This is a genomic window from Bradyrhizobium sp. CB1717 (genome assembly GCF_029714325.1).
Taxonomy (GTDB): Bacteria; Pseudomonadota; Alphaproteobacteria; order Rhizobiales; family Xanthobacteraceae; genus Bradyrhizobium.
Genome location: NZ_CP121666.1, coordinates 5,919,829 through 5,943,150, shown reverse-complemented (window position 1 = coordinate 5,943,150; position 23,322 = coordinate 5,919,829). Strand labels below are relative to the sequence as shown.

The following is a 23,322-nucleotide window of genomic DNA, read 5'->3' as shown; positions in this document are numbered from 1 at the left end:
CGTTACGACGCGCGCGTTGCGCGGTCCCGGTGAACATCGTCTTGTGATCTCCACGTCCGCCCCGAACGCATTTTGCCGCTGCAGAGCCCATGGTAATCAGGGGAACCGGACCCACCGGCTGCATCCATGCGAGGGGCTTTCGACCATGACCACGACCAACGCGCGCGAACCGAGAGTGCATCCGGTGCCGATCCTGTCGCTTCGGCCGACGCAGATGACGGTCGGCATGCGCGAGGTCAAGGAGAAGCGCAAGCGCTGGCGCGAGCACGGCAAGAAGAAGCAGGCCGACCTGCTCGGCACCCATATGATCCCCGTCGTGCACGGACCTGACGAGCGCTATTACGTGATCGACCATCATCATCTCGGCCGCGCACTGCACGACGAGGGCATCAAGGAGGTGCTGGTGACCGTGGTCGGCGATCTCCGCATGGTCGAGCGCGAGGCGTTCTGGGGGGTGATGGATAACAAGCGCTGGGTCTATCCCTACGACGCCAAGGGCGAGCGGCGGTCGTTCCGCGATCTGCCGAAATCGGTCGCCGATCTCAAGGACGATCCCTTCCGCAGCCTTGCCGGCGAGCTCCGCCGCATGGGCGGCTTCGCCAAGGACACCACGCCGTTCTCGGAGTTCCTGTGGGCGGACTTCCTGCGCCGAAAAGTGTCGCGCAAGGCGGTCGACGCGAACTTCGACAGCGCACTGGAGAAGGCGCTGTCCGCGGCCAAGAGCAAGGATGCGGTCTATCTGCCCGGCTGGTGCGGGCCGGCAGACGATGATTGAGCGCAACCGCTCACATCAGTCGCGCTGGAAGATCTTGGCGCCGGGATAGGCGCGCCGCGCGTAGGTGACGACCAGCGCCCGGTCCTGGGTTGCCAGGAAGGGCGTTCGGATCCGGCACGATCCGATGATGAGGTGCCACAGACCATTGAGCCTCTGAATGACGACTTTCATTTGAGTAGTCCTCGACGATTCCGCATTCCAGCAAGTGCTGCCTGTCGCGGCGGCCTTGCGATTCACGATCGTGATCTCGGGTGCAAAATTCCCGGTTCCGCTCACGCCCGCTGTAAAACTACGGCGACACTTGTTAGTTGGTTACGGCATGCGGCCCGATAAGCCGGCTCTCATCACACCCTGTTGAGTGAAGTCATTTTCCGCGCCGACGAAACCGTCCTGAAACAGAGCCGTCCCAACTATCCCGGTATCGAGCTCACACAGGAGGCAGAAATGCGCCGTATGTTCTTCGCAATTGCCTTGCTCGCCGTCGCCTCAGCAGGGATCTCGGCCTCGTTCGCCGCAGTTCATCACGCCAAGACGCTGACATTTGCCGAGCGCTTTGCCCCGGCACTCGACCTGATGGCGAAGCAATAGCGGCCCGGCGGTTTGCGGCACACCGCGAAGCGGCGCGATCACTTCGGATCTTGCGGGCCGGTTGAAGAGAGTAGCCGTTCGAATTCCGCGGCAGCTTCGCCGTCGCGCGCCTTTTGCAGCAGCGCGTGGCGCTCGGCACCGGCCGGAAGCTTGCTCGCGGCGGCGCGGGCGTCCCGCGTGAATTTGTCCAGGCGCTCCTGGAGCGAGCGGGCCGGTCGCGTTCGGTTGCGTTTCTTGGTCATGAATTGCCTTTCCGTTGCAAAAACAACCATGGCCGCGCGAGCGCTGTCCTTAACTTTTGTTGAAGCTGCCGACCGACCGCGGGCGCCCGGTCGAGTTGCATCGGGCGTGGTACGGTGCTCGATGAGCGCAAACTTTAGGAACTGGCGGGTTTCGACGGCAGTTGCCCTCAGCAGTCGCCAACGCCCCGAGGGAGCCCGATGCCGCGCTTCCATTTCGACATCCACGAGAACGGCCGGGTATTTCCCGACGAGGACGGGCAGGATCTTGCGAGCGAGAACGACGCTCGCAAGGAGGCGCTCATGACCGGCGCTTCCGTCGCCCGTGACGCCTTCGTCTCGGGCAGCGCCCGGCACGTCGTCGTCGACGTTCGCGAGGAGGGCGCGCCGTTCCTGAAGGTGTCGATCACGCTCGAGGTCGACGAATCTTAGGCGTGCGGTGTCGGCAGGGGCGTGGCCGCTTCGCACCTGCGGCAGGGCGGCGCACGCGATCTTGACGTATCGCAAGGAGGCGCCGCCTCCAGCCGGTAAGGTCTGCTTGCATGACTGCCGAACCAGCGTTGCGCTCCCGCGGAGGCAAGTGGACTCCGGATCATGCCGACCTGGAGACGCCGCCATGAGCCTGATCCTTCGCATTCTGTTCGTTCTCGCCGGAGCCATCACCGCGCTGTTCGTCGCGCGGGACGCGCTCAACTTCACCATCATCCAGACTTTCGTCGCCATTCTGCTCGTGACCGTCGTTCTGCTCGCCGGGAGTCTCTGGAGCCTGCGGCGGAAGACGTGAGCGGCAAGACGAAGGCGCGACCGGCCGGACTGAGCGAGGCCGAGGCGACGGCGCGGCTGAAACAGGACGGCGCCAACGAGTTGCCGCGGCCCGAGCGGCGCAGCCCCTTGCGCATCGTCGTGGAGGTGCTGCGCGAGCCGATGCTCCTGCTGCTGCTTGGCGGCGGGCTGATCTACCTCGTGCTCGGCGATCTCAAGGAAGCGCTGATCCTGCTGGCCTTCGGTGCGATGTCCATCGTGATCACGGTGGTGCAGGAGACCCGGACCGAGCGCGTGCTGGACGCCCTGCGCGACCTGACAAGCCCGCGGGCACTCGTGGTGCGGGACGGCACGCGCCGGCGAATCCCCGGCCGTGAGGTCGTGCGCGGCGATCTCCTCGTCCTCGGCGAAGGCGATCGGGTTCCCGCCGATGCCGCGCTCGTGGAGGCACGCGATCTGCAGATCGACGAGTCCCTGCTGACGGGCGAGTCCGTGCCGGTTCACAAGCAGGCCGCGGACCGGATCGCAACAACCGATCACCGGCCCGGCGGCGAGGATCAGCCCTTCGTGTATTCCGGCTCGCTCGTCGTGCGTGGTGAGGGGCTGGCGCTCGTCGAGGCGACCGGCCCGCGCAGCGAGATCGGAAAGATCGGACTGTCGCTGCGCGGCTTGCAGGCCGAGCCGCCCCGGCTGCAGCAACAGACCGCAAGGCTGGTGCGGCTCTGCTTCCTTGGCGGCGCAATGGTCAGCCTCGCCGCCGTCGTGCTCTACGGCGTCTTGCGCGGGGACTGGCTGCAGGCGTTGCTTGCAGGCATCGCCATCGGCATGTCGATGCTGCCGGAGGAATTCGGCGTCGTGCTCACGGTCTTCATGGCGATGGGAGCGTGGCGGATCTCGCAAGCCCGCGTGCTGACGCGACGCGCCGCCGCCATCGAGGTCCTGGGGTCTGCGACCGTCCTGTGCACCGACAAGACCGGAACACTGACGCAGAACCGCATGTCCGTCGCAGAATTGCGGCTGCCCGATGGGGCGCGGATGCGCCCCGCGGCCGGAGAAGATCGCGCCAGGCCGGAATTTGTCGAGCTGGCACGCTGCGGCGCCCTGGCGAGCTCGCCGGAACCGTTCGATCCGATGGAGAAGGCGCTGCACCTGTTCGCGCATGAGGCCTTGCAGGACGGCGATGCCATGGATGGTGAGCGGACGCTGCTGCGCACCTACGGTCTGCGCCCAGAGCTGCTGGCCATGACCCAGGTCTGGTGGATAGCCGGCCGGGCGGATCTCGTCGCGTGCGCCAAAGGTGCGCCCGAGGCGGTCGCGCGCCTGTGCAGGCTGAACGATGCCGACCAGGAGCAGGTCAGGGATGCCGCCAGCGCGATGGCGAAGGACGGGCTTCGGGTGTTGGGTGTCGCCGTTGCCGTCTGCGATGACAGCTCACTCCCGCAGTCACAGCAGGCGTTCGCGTTTCGATTTGTCGGCCTGGTCGGGCTTGCCGATCCGCTGCGACCCCATGTCCCGGAGGCGGTTCGCGAATGCCGTGCGGCCGGGATTCGCGTCGTCATGATCACGGGCGATTATCCGGCAACGGCCGTTGCCATTGCGAACCAGGCCGGCCTCGACGTCCAGGACGTCATGACCGGCGATCAGGTCGGACTGGCCGATAATCCGGAGCTTGCACGGCGCGTCAGGCATGTGAGCGTGTTCGCGCGGGTCCTTCCGGAACAGAAGCTGCGCATCGTCCAGGCGATGAAGGCCAATGGCGAGATCGTGGCGATGACCGGCGACGGCGTCAATGACGCGCCATCGCTCAAGGCCGCCCACATCGGCATCGCGATGGGTGGGCGCGGCACCGACGTCGCGCGAGAGGCATCGTCGATCGTGCTGCTCGACGACGATTTCGGCTCGATCGTCTCGGCCATTCGCCTCGGACGCCGCATCTATGACAATCTGCGCAAGGCGATGGCCTTCATCTTCGCCGTACATGTCCCGATCGCCGGACTTGCGCTGCTGCCGCTGGTGTTCGGGCTGCCGCTGATCTTCAGTCCGGTGCACATTGCGTTTCTGGAGCTGATCATCGACCCCGTGTGCTCGCTGGTGTTCGAGGCCGAGCGTGACGAGCGCGATGCGATGACGCGTCCGCCAAGGCGGGCCGATGCCGAGCTGTTCTCGTGGGCCCTGGTCGGCTGGAGTGTTCTGCAGGGCGCGCTCGCCTTCGCCCTGACGGCCGCCATATTCGTCGGCGCGCTTCGCTCCGGCCTTGCCGCCGACGAGGCGAGGTCACTCGCCTTCGTGACCCTCGTGGTCTGCTTCGTCGCGCTGGTCCTCGTCAACCGGTCCTTCAGCGCCTCGTTCGTGTCGGCCTTCTTCCGGCCCAATCCCGCGCTGGCCTGGATCTTCGCAGGCGTCGCCGCCATTCTCGCCGCCGCGCTGCTCTGGCCGCCGGCCTCCAGCCTGTTCCGCTTCGGTCCGCTGCATGCCGATGATCTCATGATCACGCTCGGCGCGGGACTCTTGCTGCTGACGCTGCTCGAAGCGCTGAAGCCGTTGTGGACGCGGCGGCTGCGATTCTAGTTCACACCCGGAGGGCCCGGCTTCGGCGGCGCATCGGTTTCATGCGTCTCGTGCCTGCCACCGAGCATTCGGTGCAGCCAGTGCTCGGTGCGGTTGCCGACGGTGAGGATCAGGAAGGCCAGCGTCAGCGCCGTGCCGACGATCGGCCACTCGCCGACGCCGCAGGCGATGCCGAGGCAGGCGGCGAGGAAGGTGCAGGCGGCACTGGTCAGGCCGCGGACGCGAAACCTCTCGCTTTCGTGGACGATGACGCCGGCACCGAGGAAGCCGATGCCGGTGAGGATGCCCTGGATGACGCGGCTCGCCGCATCGGTGATCTTGCCGGCCTCGGCGAACTGCACGGCCAGCAACACGACGGTCGCGGTCGACAGCCCGACGATGCCGAGCGTCTTCAGCCCGATCGGCTTGCCGTGCAGGTCACGATTGAGGCCGATGGCGCAGCCGGCGAGCGTGGCGACGCCGAGGCGCAAAAGGATCTCGGGCCAGTCCAGCACGGTCAATGCCCTTCTGTCATTTCTTCGGCAGGCGTCCCATCAGATAGAACTCCTCGTTCGGCCGCATGCCCGTGAAGTTCGCCAGCCGGTTGGACAGCGCGAAGAAGGAGGAGATCGCGGCGATGTCCCAGATGTCGTCGTCGCTAAAGCCATGCGGGGCGAGCGCGGCGAAATCCTCCTCCGAGACGCGCTGCGCATCGGCGGAGACCTTCATCGCGAAATCGAGCATCGCCTTCTGGCGCGGCGTGATGTCGGCCTTGCGGTAGTTCACCGCGACCTGGTCGGCGATCAGCGGATTCTTGGCGCGGATGCGCAGGATCGCGCCATGCGCGATCACGCAATACTGGCACTGGTTGGCGGCGGACGTCGCCACCACGATCATCTCGCGCTCGGCTTTGGTCAGGCCGCCGTCCTTCTCCATCAACGCGTCGTGATAGGCGAAGAAGGCGCGGAACTCGTCGGGGCGGTAGGCCAAAGTGAGGAACACGTTCGGCACGAAGCCGCTCTTTTCCTGCACGGCGAGGAGGCGGGTGCGGATGTCCTCGGGGAGCGTGTCGAGAGCGGGAGCGGGGAAGCGTTGCGCGGCGGTTTTTGTCATGTGCATGGTTTCCGGCTTTCAGGCCGGCGACCATAGTCGATGCGGGCGGCGGGCTCAATCTGGCCGGCCGCGTTCGTCGCGACGAAAGTGCGAGTTACGGACGACGCTCCATCCGCCGTCATTGCGAGCGCAGCGAAGCAATCCAGACTCCCTCCGCGGAAAGACTCTGGATTGCTTCGCTGCGCTCGCAATGACGGTGTGGATAAAGCGTGGCCTTACCGCAGCGGCTTCTTCAGCAGCGAGAAGCGATCGGGATCGAGTCCCATCGAGGGCTGCAGCATCGGGGCTTCGAGGCTGGACATCGTCTTCGTGGGCGGAGCCGAGAACACCGGATCGTTCGGCACGTCGCGCTGCGAGGTGGCGCCGCGCCAGCGCTCCAGCACCGCGCCGACGAAATGCATGTCGTGGCCGGAGGTGAGGGAGGGAACGCTGCTGATGGTGGCTTCGCCGCGCGGCAATTGGTGCGGCGGCACCTCCTTGAAGCGCAGACGGGTCGGCAGCGCGACGCCTTCGCCGAACGCCAGCACCTCGCGGGTGCCGAGCGAGGGCACGAAGGACAGGAGGTTCGCGGCCGCATCCGACACCGCGGCGCGCAGCAGCGCCTGGTCGCGGTCGTTGGCAAGACGCATCGTGAACAGCGTGTTGCACTGGGAGATAATGGTGGCGTCGAGCTCCGCGGGGCGCTGCGTGATGAGGCCGAGATAGACGCCGTATTTGCGGCCTTCCTTGGCGATGCGCGACACCGCCTTGCGGGTCGGGCCGAAGCCGACGTTGCGGTCGGCGGAGGCGTAACGGTGCGCTTCCTCGCAGACGAACAGCATCGGGGAGACGCCGTCGCTCCACAGGCCGAAATCGAACGCCATGCGGCAAAGAACAGACACGACGGAGTCGATGACCTCGGCCGGGAAGCCGGCGAGCTGCATCACCGTCATCGGCTTGCCGTTGGCGGGCAGGCGGAACAGATGGCTGATCACCTCGGCCATGGTGTCGCCGCCGACATTGGCGTTGTCGAACATGAAGGCGTAGCGCGGATCGTTGCGCACGGCGTCGATGCGCGAGATCAGCTTGTGGTAGATGATGCGCGAGGAGCGGTTTTCCAGCTTGCCCATGCGCTCGTCGATCAGCGAGATCAGGTCGACCAGGCGGTACGGCACCGGCGTGTCGACGGTGAAGCCGATCTGCTTGGGATCGATGCGCTTCAGGCCGAGGCGATCGGAGTTTTGATACTGAGTGTAGATGCCTTTGGCGAGCGGGATCACTTCCGCAAGGACGTCGAGCTCCTCGGGCACGCCGGCGCGGCCGCCGAACAGCACGTCGACGATTTCCTCGAAATTGAACAGCCAGAACGGCAGCTTCAGGTTCCGCGGGTTCAGCACCAGCGCGCGGTCGCCGAAGCAGCGGCCATATTCGTTGTGGACGTCGAGCAGGAAGATGCGCAGGTTCGGCCGCGCCTTCAGGATCTCGTTGAGCAGCAGCGAGACGCCGGTCGATTTGCCGACGCCGGTCGAGCCCAGCACGGCAAAATGCTTGGACAGCATTTCCTCGACGTCGACATAGGCGACGACGGAGCGGTCCTGCTGCAGGAAGCCGACATTGATCTGGTCCGATCCGGTCGGCGCGTAGATCGTGCGCAGCTCCTGGCTGGTGATCAGGTCGACCGCATCGCCGATGGTCGGATAATTGGTGACGCCGCGCTGGAATTTGGCCTTGTCGGCGGCGTTGAGGATTTCGCCGAGCAGGTCGACCGAGGCGATGGCGATGTAATTGTCCGTGCTCGACAGGTTCTCGCAGGAGACCTCGGTGATCATCGCGACGATGACCGAGCTGGCGCAGCGAATGCTGACGAAGCGGCCGACGGTGGCCCGGACCTCCGAGATCGGCATTTGGCTGGCCGCCAGAAGCCCGACCCGGGCGAGCGACCCACGTACCGAAATCACGCGTCCAAAGGATGTCACGATGAATGAACCCGGCAAGAGCGAGGAATTTGTTCCAGACTATGCGCGGGCGTCGCTGGACAAACGGTTAAACGCCGGGCGCGCCCGCTCCGTCAAATCCGCGGTAATTCGGTCGGAAGCTTTGTTGCAAATGCATCTTTATGGACGAAATCGCCGAGAAAACGCTGCATTTCCCGGCGGCCGGAGGCGAGGCGACCTTAAGGAAGATTTTACCATTCGGGCAGGCCGCCTTCGTTCGCGCGACGCCTGCCGGACGCACGGGGCCCCGTTTACGGCGGGGGGATGGTGGTTGATTTGTTGACGGGACCTAATCATTTGTACATTAGTACAAATGAAAACGTTCGGCGCCGTGCAGAGACGCCTGTCGTTATGTCCCGCGTCTCAATCGCGCCGTCGGTCAGGCGGAACGCAGCCACGCCTTACTGGACAAGCCCTGGAGGAAATCATGCAGCCCGAACCGATTCTCGATCTCGCCCATCTCGGCCACATGGAATTGCTGACGCCGAAGCCCGACGAGAGCCTGAAATTCTTCGTCGACGTGATGGGCATGACCGTCAGCGGGCAGAAGGGTGAGTCCGTCTATCTGCGCGGCTGGGACGATTACGAGCGCTATTCGCTCAAGCTCACGGCGTCAAAGACGTCAGGCATGGAGCACATGGCGCTGCGCGCGCGCAGCCAGCAGGCGCTGGAGCGCCGTGTTGCGGCGCTGAAAGGATCCGGCTTCGACATCGGTTGGATCGACGGCGACATGGGGCAGGGGCCGACGTTCCGCTGCCGCGACCCCGACGGCCACATCGTCGAGCTCTATTACGAGACCGAATGGTATCAGGCGCCGCCGGAGCTGAAGCCCGCGCTGAAGAACCAGGCGCAGCGCTTTCCCGCGCGCGGCGTCAATGTCCGCCGCCTCGATCACCTCAACTGCCTCGCCGTCGACATCAAGGCGAACCGCGAGTTCTTCGAAAACTATCTCGGCTGCCGCCTCACCGAGCAGATCGTGCTCAACGATGGCCGCGAGGCGGCGATGTGGCTGACCATGTCGAACAAGAGCTACGACTTCGCCTATTCGCTCGACCATTCCGGCACACCCGGCCGCTTCCACCACGTCACCTATGCGCTCGACAGCCGCGAGGAGATTCTTCGCGCTGCGGATATTTTCCTTGAGAACGGCATCCACATCGAGACCGGCCCGCACAAGCACGCGATCCAGCAGACCTTCTTCCTCTATGTCTACGAGCCCGGCGGCAACCGCGTGGAGGTCGCCAATGCCGGCGCGCGCCTGATCCTCGCGCCCGACTGGAAGCCGATCGTGTGGACGGAAGAGGAGCGCAAGAAGGGCCAGGCCTGGGGATTGAAGACGATCGAGTCCTTCCACACCCACGGAACGCCGCCGGTGGAGGTGAAGAAGCACGCCTGATTGCGCGCTTCTCTTAATGCGCAGACGCCCGCACCCTCGCGATCGTCTCGCGCACGCCGGTCCAGGCCGGCTTGTCCGGCGCGAACTGCCGGCGCAGGAAGGTGACGAGCTCCTCGAGCTGTGCGTCGCTCATGCTGTTCCTGAACGCCGGCATGTAGCCGAGATCGCTCGAGACCGGTTCAGTGATGCCGTGCAGGATCACCTGCACGAGATTGTCCGATGTCGTGCTGTGCAGATTGCTGTTGAGCGCGAGCGAGGGACGGCTGCCGAACAGCGGCAGGCCGCCGACCTCGTGGCACACGGCGCAGGCGCCTTGATAGAGGCGCGCGCCGGAGGAGGAGGCGACGGTGACCTGCGTCGCGCTTTCCAGCCGTGCTGCAAGCGCGTCCGGCGTCTCGGTCGCGGTGTCGTTGAACGAGTTGAGATAGACCGCCATCGCACGGATGTCCTCGTCGGGCAGGGCCTTGAGGTCCCTCACGATCGGCGCCATCGGGCCGGCGGCGACGCCGTGATAGCGTGAATGGCCGGTGCGCAAATAAGCGTAGAGCTCGTCCTCGCTCCACGGGATCGGCGCGTGCGAGAGCGAGGTCAGCGGCGGCGCTTCCCAGCCCTCGGCAAAGCCGCCGGCAAGATAGGCCTTGCGCTGCTCGGCGCCGAGCGCGTTGCGCGGTGAATGGCAGCCGCTGCAATGGCCGAGACCTTCGACGAGATAGGCGCCGCGATTCCATTGCTCGGACTTGGCGGGATCGGGCTTGAACTCCTGCGTCTGATGGAACAGCGCATTCCAGCCTGCAAGCAGCGGACGGAGATTGAACGGGAAGGCGAGCGTGTTGGCGGGCGCTGTCGCGCGCACCGCGGGCTGGGCCATCAGATAGGCGTAGAGCGCCTGCATATCGGCGTCGCTGGTCTTCGCAAAATGCGTGTAGGGGAAGGCGGGGTAGAGCTGGCGGCCGTCGCGATGCAGGCCGTCGCGCATCGCGCGCTCGAAGGCGGGATAGGACCAGGCGCCGATGCCGGTCTCGACATCGGGCGTGATGTTGGTTGAATAAATCGTGCCGAAAGGCGTCTCCAGCGCGCGGCCGCCGGCGTTTGGCGCGCCGCTGAGGCTGGTGTGGCACTCCGCGCAATTGCCGAGCGCTGCGAGCTCTTGGCCGCGCGCGATCGTCGCGGTGGTATAGACCGATGCATCGGGCCGCGCGATCGGCGCAATGGCGCGCCCGGGCAGAAGCGCGGCGCCGATTCCGATCGCGGCGGTGCAGACGGCCGCAATCGTCGCGAAGATCCCGGCGCGCTTGGCGAATGGACTTTCCCAGATGCGGAACGGTCGCGGGGCTGCGGGCGCGGGCAGCGATTGCGGCACGGGCGATGCCTCCCCGTACAGCCCCTTCAGAATGCGCTCCGGCGTGAATGGCGGCTCGCGAAAGCGCACGCCGGTGGCATCGAAAATCGCGTTCGCAATCGCCGCCGCGCTCGCCACCGAGGCGGACTCGCCGACGCCGAGCGGCGGCTGGTCCTGCCGCGGCAGCAGGAGCACGTCGATCTTGGGCACGTCGGGGAAGGGGATGATCGGATAGGCGCCCCATTCGCGCGCCGCCACCGCGCCGCGCTCGAACGAGACCTCCTCCATCAGCGCACGGCTGGCGGACTGGATGACGTTGCCGTGGATCTGGTGGCGGACGCCGTCCGGATTGATCATCAGGCCGGAATCCTGCCCGGCGACGACGCGCGTGACGCTGACGTCGCCGGTGGCCTTGTTCACCGCGACGTCTGTGACCCAGGCCGACCACGCCGCGCCATAGCCGGGAAACTTGCTGTGGACGTAGAGCGCGTAGGCAAAACCGCGCCCGTGCACGACCTCGCCATCCTTCTCCTCGCGAACCGGCCGCGGCGTCCAGCCGGCGCGCTCGGCCACCGCATTGACCAGTTCGACGGCGCGCTGGTCCCTCAGATAGCGCAGGCGATATTCAATCGGATCGACGCCGGCCTCGGCCGCGGCCTCGTCGATATAGGATTCATGCGCAAAGGTGTTCGGCAGCGCCGAGACGCCCCGAAACCAGGAGGCGCGCACGATCGGCGCCATGTCGTGGGCGACGACGCGCATGTGGTCGTAGTCGTAAGGCGGGATCGCGGTGCGGTCGCCCATCTGGAGCACGGCGGGATCGGGCGAGATGCGACCGGTGAGCAGGAGCGCGAGCGTCGGGGCGGCGTTCGAGGGATAGCGCGTGGCGAGGTCGTAGGCGGCGATGCCGCCGTCGGCGTCGAGGCCGCCATTGACGTCGATGAGTTGCGCGGTGCCCTTGGGCTCCCAGGCATGCTCCTGCTCGCGCGTCAATTGCACGCGGACGGGGCGGCCGACCGCGCGCGACAGCAGCAGCGCGTCGGCGGTGACGTCATCGGCGCAATTGCGGCCGTAGCAGCCGGCAGCCTCCAGCCTGACGACCTCGATCTCGCTCTCGGGACGCTCGATCAGCAGCGCGAGATCGCTGCGCAGGACATGCGGGTTCTGCGTGCCGGACCAGACGCGGATATTGCCGTCCTGAAAATCGGCGACCGCGCAGGACGGGCCGATCGAGGCGTGCATCTGATACGGCCAGACGTAAGTGCGCTGCATCGGCTTGGCCGCGCCGGCAATGGCAGCATCGACGTTGCCCTTGTCGATCAGCGTGCGCGGCGTCGAGGGATTGGCGCGCAGCGCGGTCTCGACATCGGCGAGATCGGTGAGGGAGGGCGTCGGCTTCCAGCTCAGCTTGAGCTGCTCGGCGGCGCGAATCGCATTCTCTTCGCGCTCGGCAACGACACCGACGAAATCGCCGATGTGGACGACGGCGACGATGCCGGGAATGTGGCGCACCGAGGCTTGGTCGACCGCAAGCAGGCTGGTGCCGACGAACGGCCCGGCATCGACGCCGGCATAGGGCGGGCGCACCACGCGGCCGTGCAGCATGCCCGGTACGCGGATGTCGTGGACGAAGGTCAATTCGCCCGTGGCCTTGGCCGGCACGTCGACACGCGGGACGGAGTGGCCGACGATGGCGTAATCGCCGACAGGCTTCACAGCGACGTCGTCTTCGAGCTCGAGCCGGATCTCTTCGCCGGCGATCAGTTCGCCATAGCTGACGCTGCGGTTGTCATGTCCGCGCACGAGGCCGTCCTCGATCTTGAGGTCGGCGGGCGGCAGCTCCAGCCGTTCGGCCGCGCGTGCGATCAAGAAGTGCCGCGCCTGCGCTGCGGCCTTGCGCAGGGGGACGGCGGTGATCTGGATGGTCTCGCTGGCGATCGTCGCGCCCTGGTTTGGCACCACGGCCGTGTCGCCGAGCACGACGACGACGCGCGCAAAGGAGACGTCGAGCTCTTCGGCCACGATCTGGCCCAGCGCAGTGCGGATGCCGGTGCCGAGATCGACATGGCCGTTATAGGCCGTGACCGAACCGTCCGCGGTGATGCGGACGAAGGTCTCGGATGTAACCTCGTCCACGCTGCGGGCGACGACGAGCGAACCCGATGGGCGCCCAGCTCCGTTCGAAACAGGGGAGGCCATCAATCTGCGGCCTCGGTGAGCTGACCTGATGCGCGCATCACGGCGCGCAGGATTTCGACATGCGTGCCGCAGCGGCAGAGATTGTAGCGCAGCGCAGCCAGCGCCTCCTGCTCGGTCGGACGGGGGTTCTGCGCGAGCAGCGCCTTGGTGGTCATGATCATGCCGTTGAGGCAGTAGCCGCATTGCGCGGCCTGCTCGTCGATGAAGGCCTGCTGCACGACATCAGGCTTGTCGCGCGTGCCGAGGCCTTCGAGCGTCACGATGTCGCGGCCGGCGCAGCCGCCGATCGGAATCACGCAGGAACGCGCCGCGGCGCCGTCGATCAGGACAGTACAGGTGCCGCATTCGCCGAGGCCGCAACCATATTTCGGGCCGTTGAGCGCGAGATCGTTGCGCAGCACATAGAGCAGCGGCGTCTGGCGCTCTGCAGCGACCTCGTGGATCCTGCCGTTCACGGTGAGGCGGATCGGTGTCTGCGTCATCCCTGTTCCCAAGTCCAAGACCATGCAGTCGCAAAAATTCTACGTCGCGACGATACCGTTTGTACACAAACGTGCAAGCCGTGCATGCCGCACTGCAGCGCGAGTGCCTTCTTTGTGGACAGAACCGATAGGCAAATGAGGTTTTATGCGGCAGCTATATCTTTTGCGCTGCACCGCCGCTTGACAGGCCTAGGGGACCACGCGCAACATCGTTCGTATACGAATGATAACGACGTCTCCGCTGGCCTGACATGGTGATGGAAACAACGAGCGCTGCCACCGACAAGATCCGCTGCGATGCCTGTCCGGTAATGTGCTACATCAAGCCGGGCGCGGCGGGCGCCTGCGACCGCTATGCCAACCACGATGGCAAGCTCGTCCGCGTCGATCCGCACGTGATCCTGGAGCGCACCGTCTCGCATGGCGGAAAGCTCGTTCCGTTCAGCCGCACGGAAGACTGGGACGGCAAGATCGTCCACGAACCCTCGACCTTCGTCACCGCGATCGGCGCTGGCACGACCTATCCCGACTACAAGCCGGCGCCGTTCATCGTCTCCGCGGAGGTCGACGGCGTCGACATGGTGACCGTGGTCACCGAGGGCATCTTCTCCTATTGCGGCATCAAGGTGAAGATCGACACCGACCGCTATCTCGGCCCGGAGACTGCGACCGTGCGCGCGCAGGGCGAGGCGGTCGGTCACGTCACCACCAGCGAATACGGCTCGCAGATGCTGTCGCTCGGCGGCGTGCATCACCTGACCGGCGGCTCCAAGAAGGAGGGCCGAGTCACCTGCGACACGCTGATGGACCTCGCCAATTGCAAGGCGGTCGAGCTCACCATCGACGGCGGCGCCACGGTGGTGGTGCAGGCCGGCCAGCCGCCGATCGTCAACGGTGTGAAGGAAGAGCGCATGCGCGTCGGCTGCGGCTCGGCGACGATCGGCATGTTCGCCAAGCAATGGCACGGCAAGGTCGACGAGGTCGTCGTGGTCGATGACCACATCACCGGTGTGCTCTCGGAGCACCAGGCCGGCAAGCTGCTCGACATCGCCGACACCGGCATCAAGATGAAGGGGCGCCGCTCGACGCCCGGCCGCTACTTCCAGGTGGCCGATCCCGGCACGGGCTGGGGCGGCACCAACATTTCCGATCCGCTTGCGATCCTCGGGCCCTTCGACAAGAAGGAGGCCAAGGCCGGGCTGACCATGTTGATGGTCTCCACAACCGGCGAGCATTCGTCCTATTACGTGCTCGACGAGGCCTTGAATCCGGTTGAGACCGAGATGCCGGCCGATCTGAAATTCTCGGTCGAGCGCATCCAGGAGAATTGCGAACCGGCATTGTGCACGGTGTTGTTCATGGCCGGTGCCGGCGGCTCGCTGCGCGCCGGTGTCACCGACAATCCGGTGCGGCTGACGCGCTCGGTGAAGGACGCGCTGACGCGCGTCACCAGCGGCGGCGCGCCTGTTTACGTCTGGCCGGGCGGCGGCATCACCTACATGGTCGATGTGACGCAGATGCCGGCGGGCGCATTCGGCTACGTGCCGACGCCGGCGCTGGTCGCGCCGATCGAGTTCACGATGAAGCTGTCGGATTATGCCGCGCTCGGCGGGCACATGGATTACGTGAAGCCGCTCTCGGAAGTGCAGAGCGGCGAGGATGTTCGCCAGCTGCCTTGGCAGAATCCGATTCCGGGGCCTCGGGCATGACACGGCTCCCGCAAATCGCATTGCTGTCTGATGGCCGGCGGCTGCATTTGCAGGATGGACCGATTGATCTGATCGTCGAGGCGAGGGGACGCGCGGACGAGGTGCGCGCGGCCTATGAAGCTGCGGCGCAGCGGTTCACCGGACTGCTCGACGAGCTCTGTGCGGAACTGCCGGCGCTGCGGGCGGCCGCCGAGGAGAAAAGCTTGCTGAAGGGCGTTGTCGCGCGCCGCATGCACGCCGCCGTCGCGCCTTATGCCTCCGGTTGCTTCATCACGCCCATGGCCGCGGTCGCAGGCAGCGTGGCGGAGGAGATTCTGGGCGCGATGCTTGGCGCCGCGACGCTCGATCGGGCCTATGTCAACAATGGCGGCGACATCGCGCTGCATCTCGGCAAGGGCGAGCATTTTGCCGTCGGCCTGATGGACCGGCCGGACCGCGACGGCGTGATGCGGACCATGAGGGTCGATGCGAATGATCCCGTGCGCGGGATCGCGACCAGCGGACGCCACGGCCGCAGCTTTTCGCTCGGGATCGCCGACGCGGTGACGGTGCTCGCGGCGACAGCGTCGCAGGCCGATGCGGCCGCGACGGTCATCGCCAATGCCGTCGATCTGCCCGGGCATCCCGCCATCGTCCGCAAGCCTGCGAGCGAGCTTCAGCCCGACAGCGATCTCGGCGAGCGTCTCGTGACCCGCGATGTCGGCGAATTGTCTCACAACGAGATCGCAGCCGCGCTGGAATCTGGCGCGGAATGTGCACGGCAATTGTTCGATCGCGGATTGATCGAGGATGCCGTGCTGCGGCTTTGTGGTGATATGCTTGTCATCGGAACCAAGGATATAGAAGAGCAACGAACGCGCCCGCTTGTGCTGGAGAACGCGGTCGATGCCTGAACGGGGAAGCGAAACATGAGCGCGATCATCCGCAAGATCGTCACCGTCGTCGAAGAGACGCAGATGGAGATGGGCCGCCAGGTCTCGCCGCCGACCCGGCGTGCCGCCGCGATCGCCGTGATCGAAAATCCCTTTGCCGGAAAATATGTCGAGGATCTCTCGCCGCTGATCGCGATCGGCGAGGAGCTCGGCGAGCTCCTGTCGAAGCGCGCGGTGGCGGCGCTTGGCATCGAAGGCGCGAAGGCTCAAAGCTATGGCAAGGCCGCAGCGGTCGGCGAGAACGGCGAGCTCGAGCATGCCGCCGCCATCCTTCACCCCAAGATGGGCGCGCCGGTGCGTAAGGTTCTGGGCAAGGGCGCGGCGCTGATCCCGTCGTCGAAGAAGCGCAGCGGGCCGGGCACGACCCTCGATATTCCGCTCGGGCACAAGGACGCCGCCTTCGTGCGCAGCCATTTCGACGGCATGGAGGTGCAGATCAACGACGCGCCGCGCGCCAACGAGATCATGGTCGCGGTCGCCGTCACCGACAGCGGCCGTCCGCTGCCACGCGTCGGCGGACTGACGGTTGCGGAAGTCAAGGGCGAAGACGGTCTGAGATAGGTTTGAACCGGGGAGGCGGGCACAGCTTCCCCGACAAGATCACGCTGAAGACGTAGAGAGTTCAAAACTGGAGGTTGGGATGCGAGCAAGAAATTACTTCGTCGGCGCGGCCTTCGCGCTACTGGCCGGCGGCATGGCCCATTCGGCCGTGGCACAGGACATCAAGATCGGCGAGATCAACAGCTATTCGCTGTTGCCGGCGTTCACCGAGCCCTATCGCAAGGGCTGGCAGCTCGCGGTCGAGGAGATCAACGCGGCCGGCGGCATCAACGGCAAGAAGCTGGTCGTCATCTCCAAGGACGACGGCGGCAAGCCGGCCGATGCGCAGACCGCGGCCAACGAGCTCGTCTCCAGCGAAGGCGTTGCAATGCTGACCGGCACGTTCCTGTCGAACATCGGCCTCGCGGTCAGCGACTTCGCCAACCAGAAGAAAGTGTTCTTCCTCGCGGCCGAGCCGCTGACGGATGCCGTCACCTGGTCCAAGGGCAACAAGTACACGTTCCGTCTGCGTCCCTCCAACTACATGCAGGCCGCGATGCTGGTGGAGGCTGCCGCCAAGCTGCCCGCAAAACGCTGGGCGACGATCGCGCCGAACTACGAGTACGGCCAGTCGGCGGTTGCCGTGTTCAAGAAGCTGATGTCGGAGAAGCGCCCGGACATCCAGTGGGTCGACGAGCAGTGGCCGCCGCAGGGCAAGATCGATGCGGGCCCGGTGGTGCAGGCGGTTGCCGCGGCCAATCCGGAGGCGATCCTCAACGTCACCTTCGGCGCCGACCTCGTCAAGCTCGTGCGCGAAGGCAACACCCGCGGCCTGTTCAAGGGGCGCGAGGTGGTGTCGTTTCTGACCGGCGAGCCGGAATATCTCGATCCGCTCAAGGACGAGACGCCCGAGGGCTGGATCGTCACCGGCTATCCCTGGTACTCGATCAAGACGCCCGAGCATGATGCGTTCCTGAAGGCCTACCAGGCCAAGTACAACGACTATCCGCGCCTCGGCTCGATCGTCGGCTATCAGACCATCAAGTCGGCCGCCGCCATTCTCGCGAAGGCCGGCTCGACCGATCCGGAGAAGCTGATTGCCGCGGCTGAAGGTCTGTCGATGGGCTCGCCCTTCGGCGAGATCACCTTCCGCAAGATCGATCACCAGTCGACGCTCGGCGCCTATGTCGGCAAGACCGCGCTGAAGGACGGCAAGGGCGTGATGGTGGATTCGTCCTACAAGAAGGGCGCGGACTATCTGCCCAGCGACGCCGAAGTCGAGAAGCTGCGGCCGAAGGATTGATCGTTTTCTATCTCTCCCTCTCCCCGCTCTTCGCGGGGAGAGGTGACTTCAAACCTAACCCGGACCGAAGATGGCCTTTTACGTCGTACAGTTTTTGACCGGTCTCGCCAGCGCAGCGTCGCTGTTCCTGGTGGCGTCGGGCCTGTCGATCATCTTCGGCGTGACCCGGATCGTGAATTTCGCGCACGGCGCGTTCTACATGATCGGCGCCTACATCGCCTTCACGCTGACGGAGCGCCTGTCGGGCGCGTTCGGCTTCTGGGGGAGCATCGTGCTGGCCGCGCTGGCGGTGGCGCTGATCGGCGTGCTGGTCGAGATGGTGCTGCTGCGCCGCATCTATCATGCGCCCGAATTGTTCCAGCTGCTCGCGACCTTCGGCCTGACCTTGATGGTCGAGGATCTCGTCGTGCTGGTCTGGGGTCCCGACGATCTCGTCGGCCGCCGCGCGCCGGGCTTCAAGGGCGCGATCGATTTCTTCGGCCAGAACATCCCGAGCTACGATCTGTTCCTGATCGTGCTCGGCCCGGTCGTGCTCGGCATTCTCTGGCTCTTGTTCCAGCGCACGCGGTGGGGCGTGCTGGTGCGCGCGGCGACGCAGGACCGCGACATGGTCGCAGCGCTCGGCGTCAATCAGAAATGGCTGTTCACATCAGTGTTCGCGGTCGGCGTCTTCCTCGCCGCCCTCGGCGGCGCGCTCCAGATCCCGCGCGATGCCGTGCATCATGCGATGGACCTGCGCATCATCGTCGAGGTCTTCGTCGTGGTCGTGATCGGCGGCCTCGGCAGCATCGTCGGCGCCTTCGTTGCGGCGGTGCTGGTCTCCGAGCTCAACGCCTTCGGCATCCTGATCTTCCCGAAGATCTCCATCATCCTGGTCTTCCTGGTGATGGCGGTGGTGCTGATCGTGCGACCCTGGGGCCTGTTCGGCAAGCCGGAGGCCGCCGCGCGCAAGACGCCGGGTCTCACCGTCAATCCCTGGCGGCCGCTGACGTCGAACGAGCGGCTGGCCTCGCTGGCAGCGCTCGTCATCGCGGCGACGCTGCCGCTGTTCGCCGGAAATTACGCGCTGACCGTCGGCTCGGAGATCGCGATCTTCGTGATCTTCGCCGTCTCCTTGCACTTCCTGATGTCGGTCGGCGGGCTCGCCTCGTTCGGCCATGCCGCCTATTTCGGCCTCGGCGCCTATGGCATCGCCTTCCTTGCCAAGATGGCGGGGCTGCCGATGATCGTGTGCCTGCTGCTCGGGCCGCTGCTCGGCTGCATGGGCGCCGCCGTATTCGGCTTCTTTGCCGTGCAGCTCTCCGGCGTCTACTTTGCGATGCTGACGCTTGCCTTCGCGCAGATCGTCTGGTCGATTGCGTTCCAGTGGGTGAGCGTCACGGGCGGGGACAACGGCATTCTCGGTGTATGGCCCGAGAAGTGGGCGGCGAGCCCATCGCATTTTTACTGGCTGGCGCTCGGCGTCGCCGCGCTCGTCACGATCGTGCTGCGGGTCATGGTGTTCTCGCCGTTCGGCTATGCGCTCCGGGCGACGCGCGACTCGCTATTGCGCAGCGAGGCGATCGGCATCAATGCCAAGCGCATCCAGTGGACCGCCTTCGTGATCGCGGGCACCACTGCCGGCATTGGCGGCGCCCTGTTCGCGTACCTGAAGGGCAGCGTCTTTCCTGACAATCTCGGCATCTCGCTCTCCGTCGATGCGCTGGTCATGGTGCTGCTCGGCGGCGTCGAGACGGTGTCGGGCGCGGTGATCGGCGCCATCGTCTACAAGGCGCTGAACATCTGGCTGGTGAGCCAGACCGACCTCTCAAAACTCGTGCTCGGCGGCTTCATCGTGCTGATCGTCGTCGTCTTCCCCAAGGGCATCGTCGGCATGCTGGAGATGCTGGCGCAGCGCCGCAGGAAGTCATCGCCGCCGGGATCTCCTCTGCTTGCCAAGCCGATCGAGTCCGCCGAATGAGCGTTGCACCCCCACTTCTCGCGGTCGAAGGCCTGACCAAATCCTATGGCGGCATCCATGCCGTGCGCGGCGTCTCGTTCTCACTGCGCGCAGGCGAAATCCTGGCGCTGATCGGTCCGAACGGTGCGGGCAAGAGCACCTGCTTCGACATGCTCAACGGCCAGAACAAGCCGGATAGCGGCCACGTCCGCCTGCTCGGCGAGGAGACCACCGGCAAGAAGCCGCGCGAGATCTGGCGGATGGGCGTCGGCCGCACCTTCCAGATCACGGCGACCTTCGCCACCATGACGGTGCGCGAGAATGTCCAGGTCGCGCTGATCTCGCACGGGAAGCAGCTGTTCAATCTCTTCGGCTCGGCGCCGAATTTCGACCGCGGCGAGGCCGGGCGGCTGCTCGAGCTGGTCGGCATGGGCGGCTACGCCGATCGTCCCTGCGGCGAGCTCGCCTATGGCGACCTCAAGCGGCTCGAGCTTGCGGTCGCGCTCGCCAATGAGCCAAAGCTTCTCCTGATGGACGAGCCAACCGCCGGCATGGCGCCGCGCGAGCGCGTCGACCTGATGCGGCTGACCGCGCAGATCGCGCGGGAGAAGTCGATCGGCGTGCTCTTCACCGAGCACGACATGGACGTGGTGTTCGAGCATGCAGACCGCATCATCGTGCTCAACCGCGGCACGCTGATCGCCGAGGGCTCGCCGGCCGAGGTGCGCGGCAATCCGCAGGTGCAGGCGGTCTATCTCGGCGAGGGTCTCGTCTACGATTCCCGCCACCGCGAGGGGACCTCGGCATGAAGCTCACGGTGCAAGATCTCAACAGCCATTATGGCCCGGCGCATATCCTGTTCGACATCGGCTTCGAGGTCGGGGAGGGGGAGGTGGTAGCGCTGCTGGGCCGCAACGGCGCCGGCAAGTCGACGACGTTCCGCTCGATCGTGGGCCTTGTCGCGCAGCGCTCCGGCCGCATCATGTTCGAGGGCAAGGACGTCTCGGCGAAGCCGACCCATGAGATCGTGCGCGATGGCCTTGGCTACGTGCCGGAGGAGCGGCGCATCTTCACCGACCTGACGGTGGAGGAAAACCTCGAAGTCGGCCGGCAGCCGAAGCGTCCCAATGCGCCGCACTGGACGCGCGAAAAACTGTTCGCGCTGTTTCCAAATCTCGGCGAGATGAAGAACCGCCCGGGCGGACGCATGAGCGGCGGCGAGCAGCAGATGCTGACCATCGCGCGCACGCTGATGGGCAATCCGTCGCTGGTGCTGCTGGACGAGCCGTCGGAAGGCCTGTCGCCGAAGATCGTGGAGCAGATGGTCGATGCCATCCTGACCATGAAGAAGGAGGGCGTCAGCATCGTCGTCTCCGAGCAGAATTTGCACTTCGCGCGGTTGATCTCCGATCGCGCCTACATCATCGAGCGCGGCCGCATCTGTTTCGGCGGCACCATGGCCGAGCTCGATGCGCGTCCGGACATCCGCGACGCGCATCTGTCGTTGTGAAGGCAAGGGGAAGGGCGGCGAGGGGATGGCGAGAAGCGTCGCGGCGAAGAAGAACATCAAACCGGCAAAACCGCCTTATGTGCTCGACGAGCAGGTCGGCTTCATCCTGCGCCAGGTCTGGCAGCGTCACAGCTCGATCTTCTCCCGCGACATCGGCACCAATCTGACACCGACGCAATGGGCGGCGCTGTCAAAACTCGCCGAGACCGGTCCGTGCTCGCAGAACCAGCTCGGTCGGCTGACGGCGATGGACGTTGCCACCATCAAGGGCGTGATCGACCGCCTGACCGCGCGCGGCCTCACCGAGACCAGCCAGGATCCCGAGGACGGCCGCCGCCTGCTGGTGAGCCTGACCCGCGCCGGCCAGCAGCTTGCGGAGAAGCTCGCGCCCAATGCGCTGGCGATCACCCGCGAGACGCTGGCCCCGCTCGATGCGAAAGAGCGCGAGCTGCTGATGGCGCTTCTCAGTAAGCTGAGGTGAAGGCGGTCTCGTAGGGTGGGCAAAGGCGCGAAGCGCCGTGCCCACCATCTTTGCCCGCTCCAGCAGAGACGATGGTGGGCACGCTTCGCTTTGCCCACCCTACGGCAGCTGAACAAGCCGATGTGAATTCGAGACTTTGCCCGTCACCCTGAGGTGGCCGCTTCTTCAGCGGCGCTCGAAGGGCGACGGCCCGGCTGCATCTCGGCCGTTCATCCTTCGAGGCTCGTGCACAGCGCTATCGCGCCGTGCATTCGCACCTCAGGATGACGGGGTGGACACTTGCGCAGCTTTTACTTCGCCACCACCTCCGGCACCTTGCCGGCCGGCGGGGTGTTGCGGCTGCGCTGGGTGCGCACAATGCCGTCGATGATGGTCATGCCGATGCCGGGGAGGTCGCCGAGCTGGACGCTCTCCAGGATGTTCTTGCCGGGTGAGTGCTGGGCCTTGTCCATGATGACGAAGTCGGCGGAACGGCCGACTTCGATGAGGCCGCAATCGAGCTGGCGCATCCGCGCGGTGTTGCCGGTGGCCAGGCAGAAGGCGATCTCGGCCGGCAGCTCGCCAAGCGAGGACAGCATCGAGACCATGCGCAAAATGCCGAGCGGCTGCACGCCGGAGCCGGCGGGCGCGTCGGTGCCGAGGATGACGCGGTGCAGATCGCCCATCTCGCGCGCAATGCGCAGTGTGAACAGGGCCGAGCGCTCATTGCCGTTGTGCACGATCTCGAGGCCGCGCTTGCAGCCCTCGCAGATACAGCGGATCTGGTCGTCGGGGAGCGCGGTGTGGCCGCCATTGATGTGGCCGACCACGTCGGTGTCGGCCTCCAGCACGACGTCCTTGTCGATCAGGCCGGAGCCGGGGATCGAGGGGCCGCCGGTATGGATGGTGCTCTGGATGCCGTATTTGCGGGCCCAGCCGACCATCTTTCGCGCGGTCGGGCCGTCCTTGACGCCGCCGAGGCCGACCTCGCCGAGCAGCTTGACGCCGGCGGCGGCCAGCTCCTTGAAATCCTCCTCGACCATCTCGCATTCGATCACGGGCGCGCCGGCGTGAACCTTCACGCCGCCGGGCCGCAAATTCCAGAAGGCGCGCTGGGCGAAGATCGCCATGGCCTTCAGCCCGACGACGTCGCGGGGCCGGCCCGGCATGTGCACTTCGCCGGCGGAGATCATGGTGGTGACCCCGCCATGCAGATTGCTGTCGATCCAGCCGATCTGGTTCTGGCGGGGCGTCCAGTCGCCCGCGACGGGATGGACGTGGCTGTCGATCAGGCCGGGCGCCACCGTGGTGCCGTTGGCCTCGACGATGGTGGTCGCGCCTTCGGTATTGAGGTCCTTGAAGCGGCCGATCGCGGTGATCTTGCCGTTCTCGGCGACGATGGTGTCGCCGTCCAGGATCGGCTTTTCCAGCGCGCCGGACAGGATCAGGCCGATATTTCGGATCACCAGCTTCGAGGGTCCGGTGGCCTGGGGGGCGTCATGCGCCATGGAAGGGG

At 65.9% G+C, this 23,322-nt stretch carries 22 protein-coding genes; 14 read left to right on the top strand and 8 right to left on the bottom strand.

From position 1 onward, the window contains the following. Positions 1-145: 145 nt before the first annotated feature. Positions 146-775, top strand: coding sequence for a ParB-like protein (locus QA649_RS28385; protein WP_260384550.1), 630 nt, complete (start codon positions 146-148; stop codon positions 773-775). 15 nt (positions 776-790) lie between these two features. Here the strand turns inward: QA649_RS28385 and QA649_RS28380 are convergent, their stop codons facing one another. Further along, positions 791-946, bottom strand: coding sequence for a hypothetical protein (locus tag QA649_RS28380; protein WP_283020084.1), 156 nt, complete (start codon positions 944-946; stop codon positions 791-793). 183 nt (positions 947-1,129) lie between these two features. Here QA649_RS28380 and QA649_RS28375 point away from each other — a divergent pair, with 183 nt between their 5' ends. Next, on the top strand, positions 1,130-1,363 hold the full coding sequence (locus QA649_RS28375; RefSeq protein WP_283020083.1) for a hypothetical protein: 234 nt from the start codon (positions 1,130-1,132) through the stop codon (positions 1,361-1,363). Positions 1,364-1,401: 38 nt separating this feature from the next. Here the strand turns inward: QA649_RS28375 and QA649_RS28370 are convergent, their stop codons facing one another. Then, positions 1,402-1,605, bottom strand: coding sequence for a hypothetical protein (locus QA649_RS28370; RefSeq protein ID WP_283020082.1), 204 nt, complete (start codon positions 1,603-1,605; stop codon positions 1,402-1,404). A 198-nt stretch (positions 1,606-1,803) separates the two neighbouring features. Between QA649_RS28370 and QA649_RS28365 the strand changes: the two genes are divergently transcribed. From QA649_RS28365 to QA649_RS28355, 3 genes are all read left to right on the top strand, one after another. Beyond that, complete coding sequence (locus QA649_RS28365; protein ID WP_283020081.1) at positions 1,804-2,034, top strand: hypothetical protein; 231 nt, start codon at positions 1,804-1,806, stop codon at positions 2,032-2,034. Positions 2,035-2,218: 184 nt separating this feature from the next. Further along, a complete protein-coding gene (locus tag QA649_RS28360) occupies positions 2,219-2,386 on the top strand; it encodes a hypothetical protein (protein WP_018645561.1) in 168 nt (55 codons plus the stop codon). Beyond that, positions 2,383-4,932 (top strand): HAD-IC family P-type ATPase, encoded by a 2,550-nt coding sequence (locus tag QA649_RS28355; protein ID WP_283020080.1) that lies wholly within the window; start codon positions 2,383-2,385, stop codon positions 4,930-4,932. Before QA649_RS28360 ends, QA649_RS28355 begins: the two co-directional genes overlap by 4 nt. Here QA649_RS28355 and QA649_RS28350 read toward each other — a convergent pair. From QA649_RS28350 to QA649_RS28340, 3 genes are all read right to left on the bottom strand, one after another. Further along, positions 4,929-5,432: an MgtC/SapB family protein gene (locus tag QA649_RS28350; RefSeq protein ID WP_283020079.1), complete on the bottom strand. Its 504-nt coding sequence runs from the start codon at positions 5,430-5,432 to the stop codon at positions 4,929-4,931. The genes QA649_RS28355 and QA649_RS28350 overlap by 4 nt on opposite strands. 10 nt (positions 5,433-5,442) lie before the next feature. After that, complete coding sequence (locus QA649_RS28345) at positions 5,443-6,024, bottom strand: peroxidase-related enzyme (RefSeq protein ID WP_283020078.1); 582 nt, start codon at positions 6,022-6,024, stop codon at positions 5,443-5,445. Positions 6,025-6,239: 215 nt separating this feature from the next. Further along, positions 6,240-7,979, bottom strand: coding sequence for a DUF87 domain-containing protein (locus QA649_RS28340; protein ID WP_026312405.1), 1,740 nt, complete (start codon positions 7,977-7,979; stop codon positions 6,240-6,242). A gap of 445 nt (positions 7,980-8,424) precedes the next feature. Here QA649_RS28340 and QA649_RS28335 point away from each other — a divergent pair, with 445 nt between their 5' ends. After that, positions 8,425-9,393 carry a catechol 2,3-dioxygenase gene (locus tag QA649_RS28335; protein WP_283020077.1) on the top strand — a complete coding sequence of 323 codons (969 nt, stop codon included), beginning with the start codon at positions 8,425-8,427 and terminating at the stop codon, positions 9,391-9,393. Between the two features lie 13 nt (positions 9,394-9,406). Here QA649_RS28335 and QA649_RS28330 read toward each other — a convergent pair whose 3' ends face one another. Further along, complete coding sequence (locus QA649_RS28330; protein ID WP_283020076.1) at positions 9,407-12,931, bottom strand: molybdopterin cofactor-binding domain-containing protein; 3,525 nt, start codon at positions 12,929-12,931, stop codon at positions 9,407-9,409. Beyond that, on the bottom strand, positions 12,931-13,413 hold the full coding sequence (locus QA649_RS28325; protein WP_283020075.1) for a (2Fe-2S)-binding protein: 483 nt from the start codon (positions 13,411-13,413) through the stop codon (positions 12,931-12,933). Before QA649_RS28325 ends, QA649_RS28330 begins: the two co-directional genes overlap by 1 nt. Before the next feature lie 251 nt (positions 13,414-13,664). Between QA649_RS28325 and QA649_RS28320 the strand changes: the two genes are divergently transcribed. From QA649_RS28320 to QA649_RS28285, 8 genes are all read left to right on the top strand, one after another. Then, the gene (locus QA649_RS28320) at positions 13,665-15,122 is read left to right on the top strand and encodes a 6-hydroxynicotinate reductase (protein ID WP_283020074.1); all 1,458 of its coding nucleotides are present in this window, start codon (positions 13,665-13,667) and stop codon (positions 15,120-15,122) included. Continuing rightward, complete coding sequence (locus tag QA649_RS28315; protein WP_283020073.1) at positions 15,119-16,015, top strand: UPF0280 family protein; 897 nt, start codon at positions 15,119-15,121, stop codon at positions 16,013-16,015. The genes QA649_RS28320 and QA649_RS28315 overlap by 4 nt, the downstream gene beginning before the upstream one ends. A gap of 15 nt (positions 16,016-16,030) precedes the next feature. Continuing rightward, complete coding sequence (locus tag QA649_RS28310) at positions 16,031-16,615, top strand: amino acid synthesis family protein (protein WP_018645575.1); 585 nt, start codon at positions 16,031-16,033, stop codon at positions 16,613-16,615. A gap of 79 nt (positions 16,616-16,694) precedes the next feature. Continuing rightward, positions 16,695-17,897: an ABC transporter substrate-binding protein gene (locus tag QA649_RS28305; RefSeq protein ID WP_018645576.1), complete on the top strand. Its 1,203-nt coding sequence runs from the start codon at positions 16,695-16,697 to the stop codon at positions 17,895-17,897. Positions 17,898-17,967: 70 nt separating this feature from the next. Then, on the top strand, positions 17,968-19,857 hold the full coding sequence (locus QA649_RS28300; RefSeq protein WP_283020072.1) for an ABC transporter permease: 1,890 nt from the start codon (positions 17,968-17,970) through the stop codon (positions 19,855-19,857). After that, the gene (locus tag QA649_RS28295; protein ID WP_283020071.1) at positions 19,854-20,645 is read left to right on the top strand and encodes an ABC transporter ATP-binding protein; all 792 of its coding nucleotides are present in this window, start codon (positions 19,854-19,856) and stop codon (positions 20,643-20,645) included. The genes QA649_RS28300 and QA649_RS28295 overlap by 4 nt, the downstream gene beginning before the upstream one ends. After that, the gene (locus QA649_RS28290; RefSeq protein ID WP_283020070.1) at positions 20,642-21,346 is read left to right on the top strand and encodes an ABC transporter ATP-binding protein; all 705 of its coding nucleotides are present in this window, start codon (positions 20,642-20,644) and stop codon (positions 21,344-21,346) included. Before QA649_RS28295 ends, QA649_RS28290 begins: the two co-directional genes overlap by 4 nt. A gap of 25 nt (positions 21,347-21,371) precedes the next feature. After that, a complete protein-coding gene (locus QA649_RS28285; protein ID WP_283020069.1) occupies positions 21,372-21,827 on the top strand; it encodes a MarR family transcriptional regulator in 456 nt (151 codons plus the stop codon). Between the two features lie 290 nt (positions 21,828-22,117). Here the strand turns inward: QA649_RS28285 and QA649_RS28280 are convergent, their stop codons facing one another. Next, positions 22,118-23,314, bottom strand: a complete 1,197-nt coding sequence (locus tag QA649_RS28280) for an amidohydrolase family protein (protein WP_283020068.1) — start codon at positions 23,312-23,314, stop codon at positions 22,118-22,120. Positions 23,315-23,322: the final 8 nt, after the last annotated feature.

Excerpts from the sequence above, each read along its gene's own strand:
- QA649_RS28305 (WP_018645576.1), top strand. The coding sequence starts at position 16,695 with ATGCGAGCAAGAAATTACTTCGTCGGCGCGGCCTTCGCGCTACTGGCC.
- QA649_RS28280 (WP_283020068.1), bottom strand. The coding sequence starts at position 23,314 with ATGGCGCATGACGCCCCCCAGGCCACCGGACCCTCGAAGCTGGTGATC.
- QA649_RS28290 (WP_283020070.1), top strand. The coding sequence starts at position 20,642 with ATGAAGCTCACGGTGCAAGATCTCAACAGCCATTATGGCCCGGCGCAT.
- QA649_RS28330 (WP_283020076.1), bottom strand. The coding sequence starts at position 12,931 with ATGGCCTCCCCTGTTTCGAACGGAGCTGGGCGCCCATCGGGTTCGCTC.
- QA649_RS28345 (WP_283020078.1), bottom strand. The coding sequence starts at position 6,024 with ATGACAAAAACCGCCGCGCAACGCTTCCCCGCTCCCGCTCTCGACACG.
- QA649_RS28385 (WP_260384550.1), top strand. The coding sequence starts at position 146 with ATGACCACGACCAACGCGCGCGAACCGAGAGTGCATCCGGTGCCGATC.
- QA649_RS28325 (WP_283020075.1), bottom strand. The coding sequence starts at position 13,413 with ATGACGCAGACACCGATCCGCCTCACCGTGAACGGCAGGATCCACGAG.
- QA649_RS28360 (WP_018645561.1), top strand. The coding sequence starts at position 2,219 with ATGAGCCTGATCCTTCGCATTCTGTTCGTTCTCGCCGGAGCCATCACC.
- QA649_RS28310 (WP_018645575.1), top strand. The coding sequence starts at position 16,031 with ATGAGCGCGATCATCCGCAAGATCGTCACCGTCGTCGAAGAGACGCAG.
- QA649_RS28315 (WP_283020073.1), top strand. The coding sequence starts at position 15,119 with ATGACACGGCTCCCGCAAATCGCATTGCTGTCTGATGGCCGGCGGCTG.
- QA649_RS28335 (WP_283020077.1), top strand. The coding sequence starts at position 8,425 with ATGCAGCCCGAACCGATTCTCGATCTCGCCCATCTCGGCCACATGGAA.
- QA649_RS28300 (WP_283020072.1), top strand. The coding sequence starts at position 17,968 with ATGGCCTTTTACGTCGTACAGTTTTTGACCGGTCTCGCCAGCGCAGCG.
- QA649_RS28320 (WP_283020074.1), top strand. The coding sequence starts at position 13,665 with ATGGTGATGGAAACAACGAGCGCTGCCACCGACAAGATCCGCTGCGAT.
- QA649_RS28365 (WP_283020081.1), top strand. The coding sequence starts at position 1,804 with ATGCCGCGCTTCCATTTCGACATCCACGAGAACGGCCGGGTATTTCCC.
- QA649_RS28295 (WP_283020071.1), top strand. The coding sequence starts at position 19,854 with ATGAGCGTTGCACCCCCACTTCTCGCGGTCGAAGGCCTGACCAAATCC.
- QA649_RS28380 (WP_283020084.1), bottom strand. The coding sequence starts at position 946 with ATGAAAGTCGTCATTCAGAGGCTCAATGGTCTGTGGCACCTCATCATC.
- QA649_RS28285 (WP_283020069.1), top strand. The coding sequence starts at position 21,372 with ATGGCGAGAAGCGTCGCGGCGAAGAAGAACATCAAACCGGCAAAACCG.
- QA649_RS28370 (WP_283020082.1), bottom strand. The coding sequence starts at position 1,605 with ATGACCAAGAAACGCAACCGAACGCGACCGGCCCGCTCGCTCCAGGAG.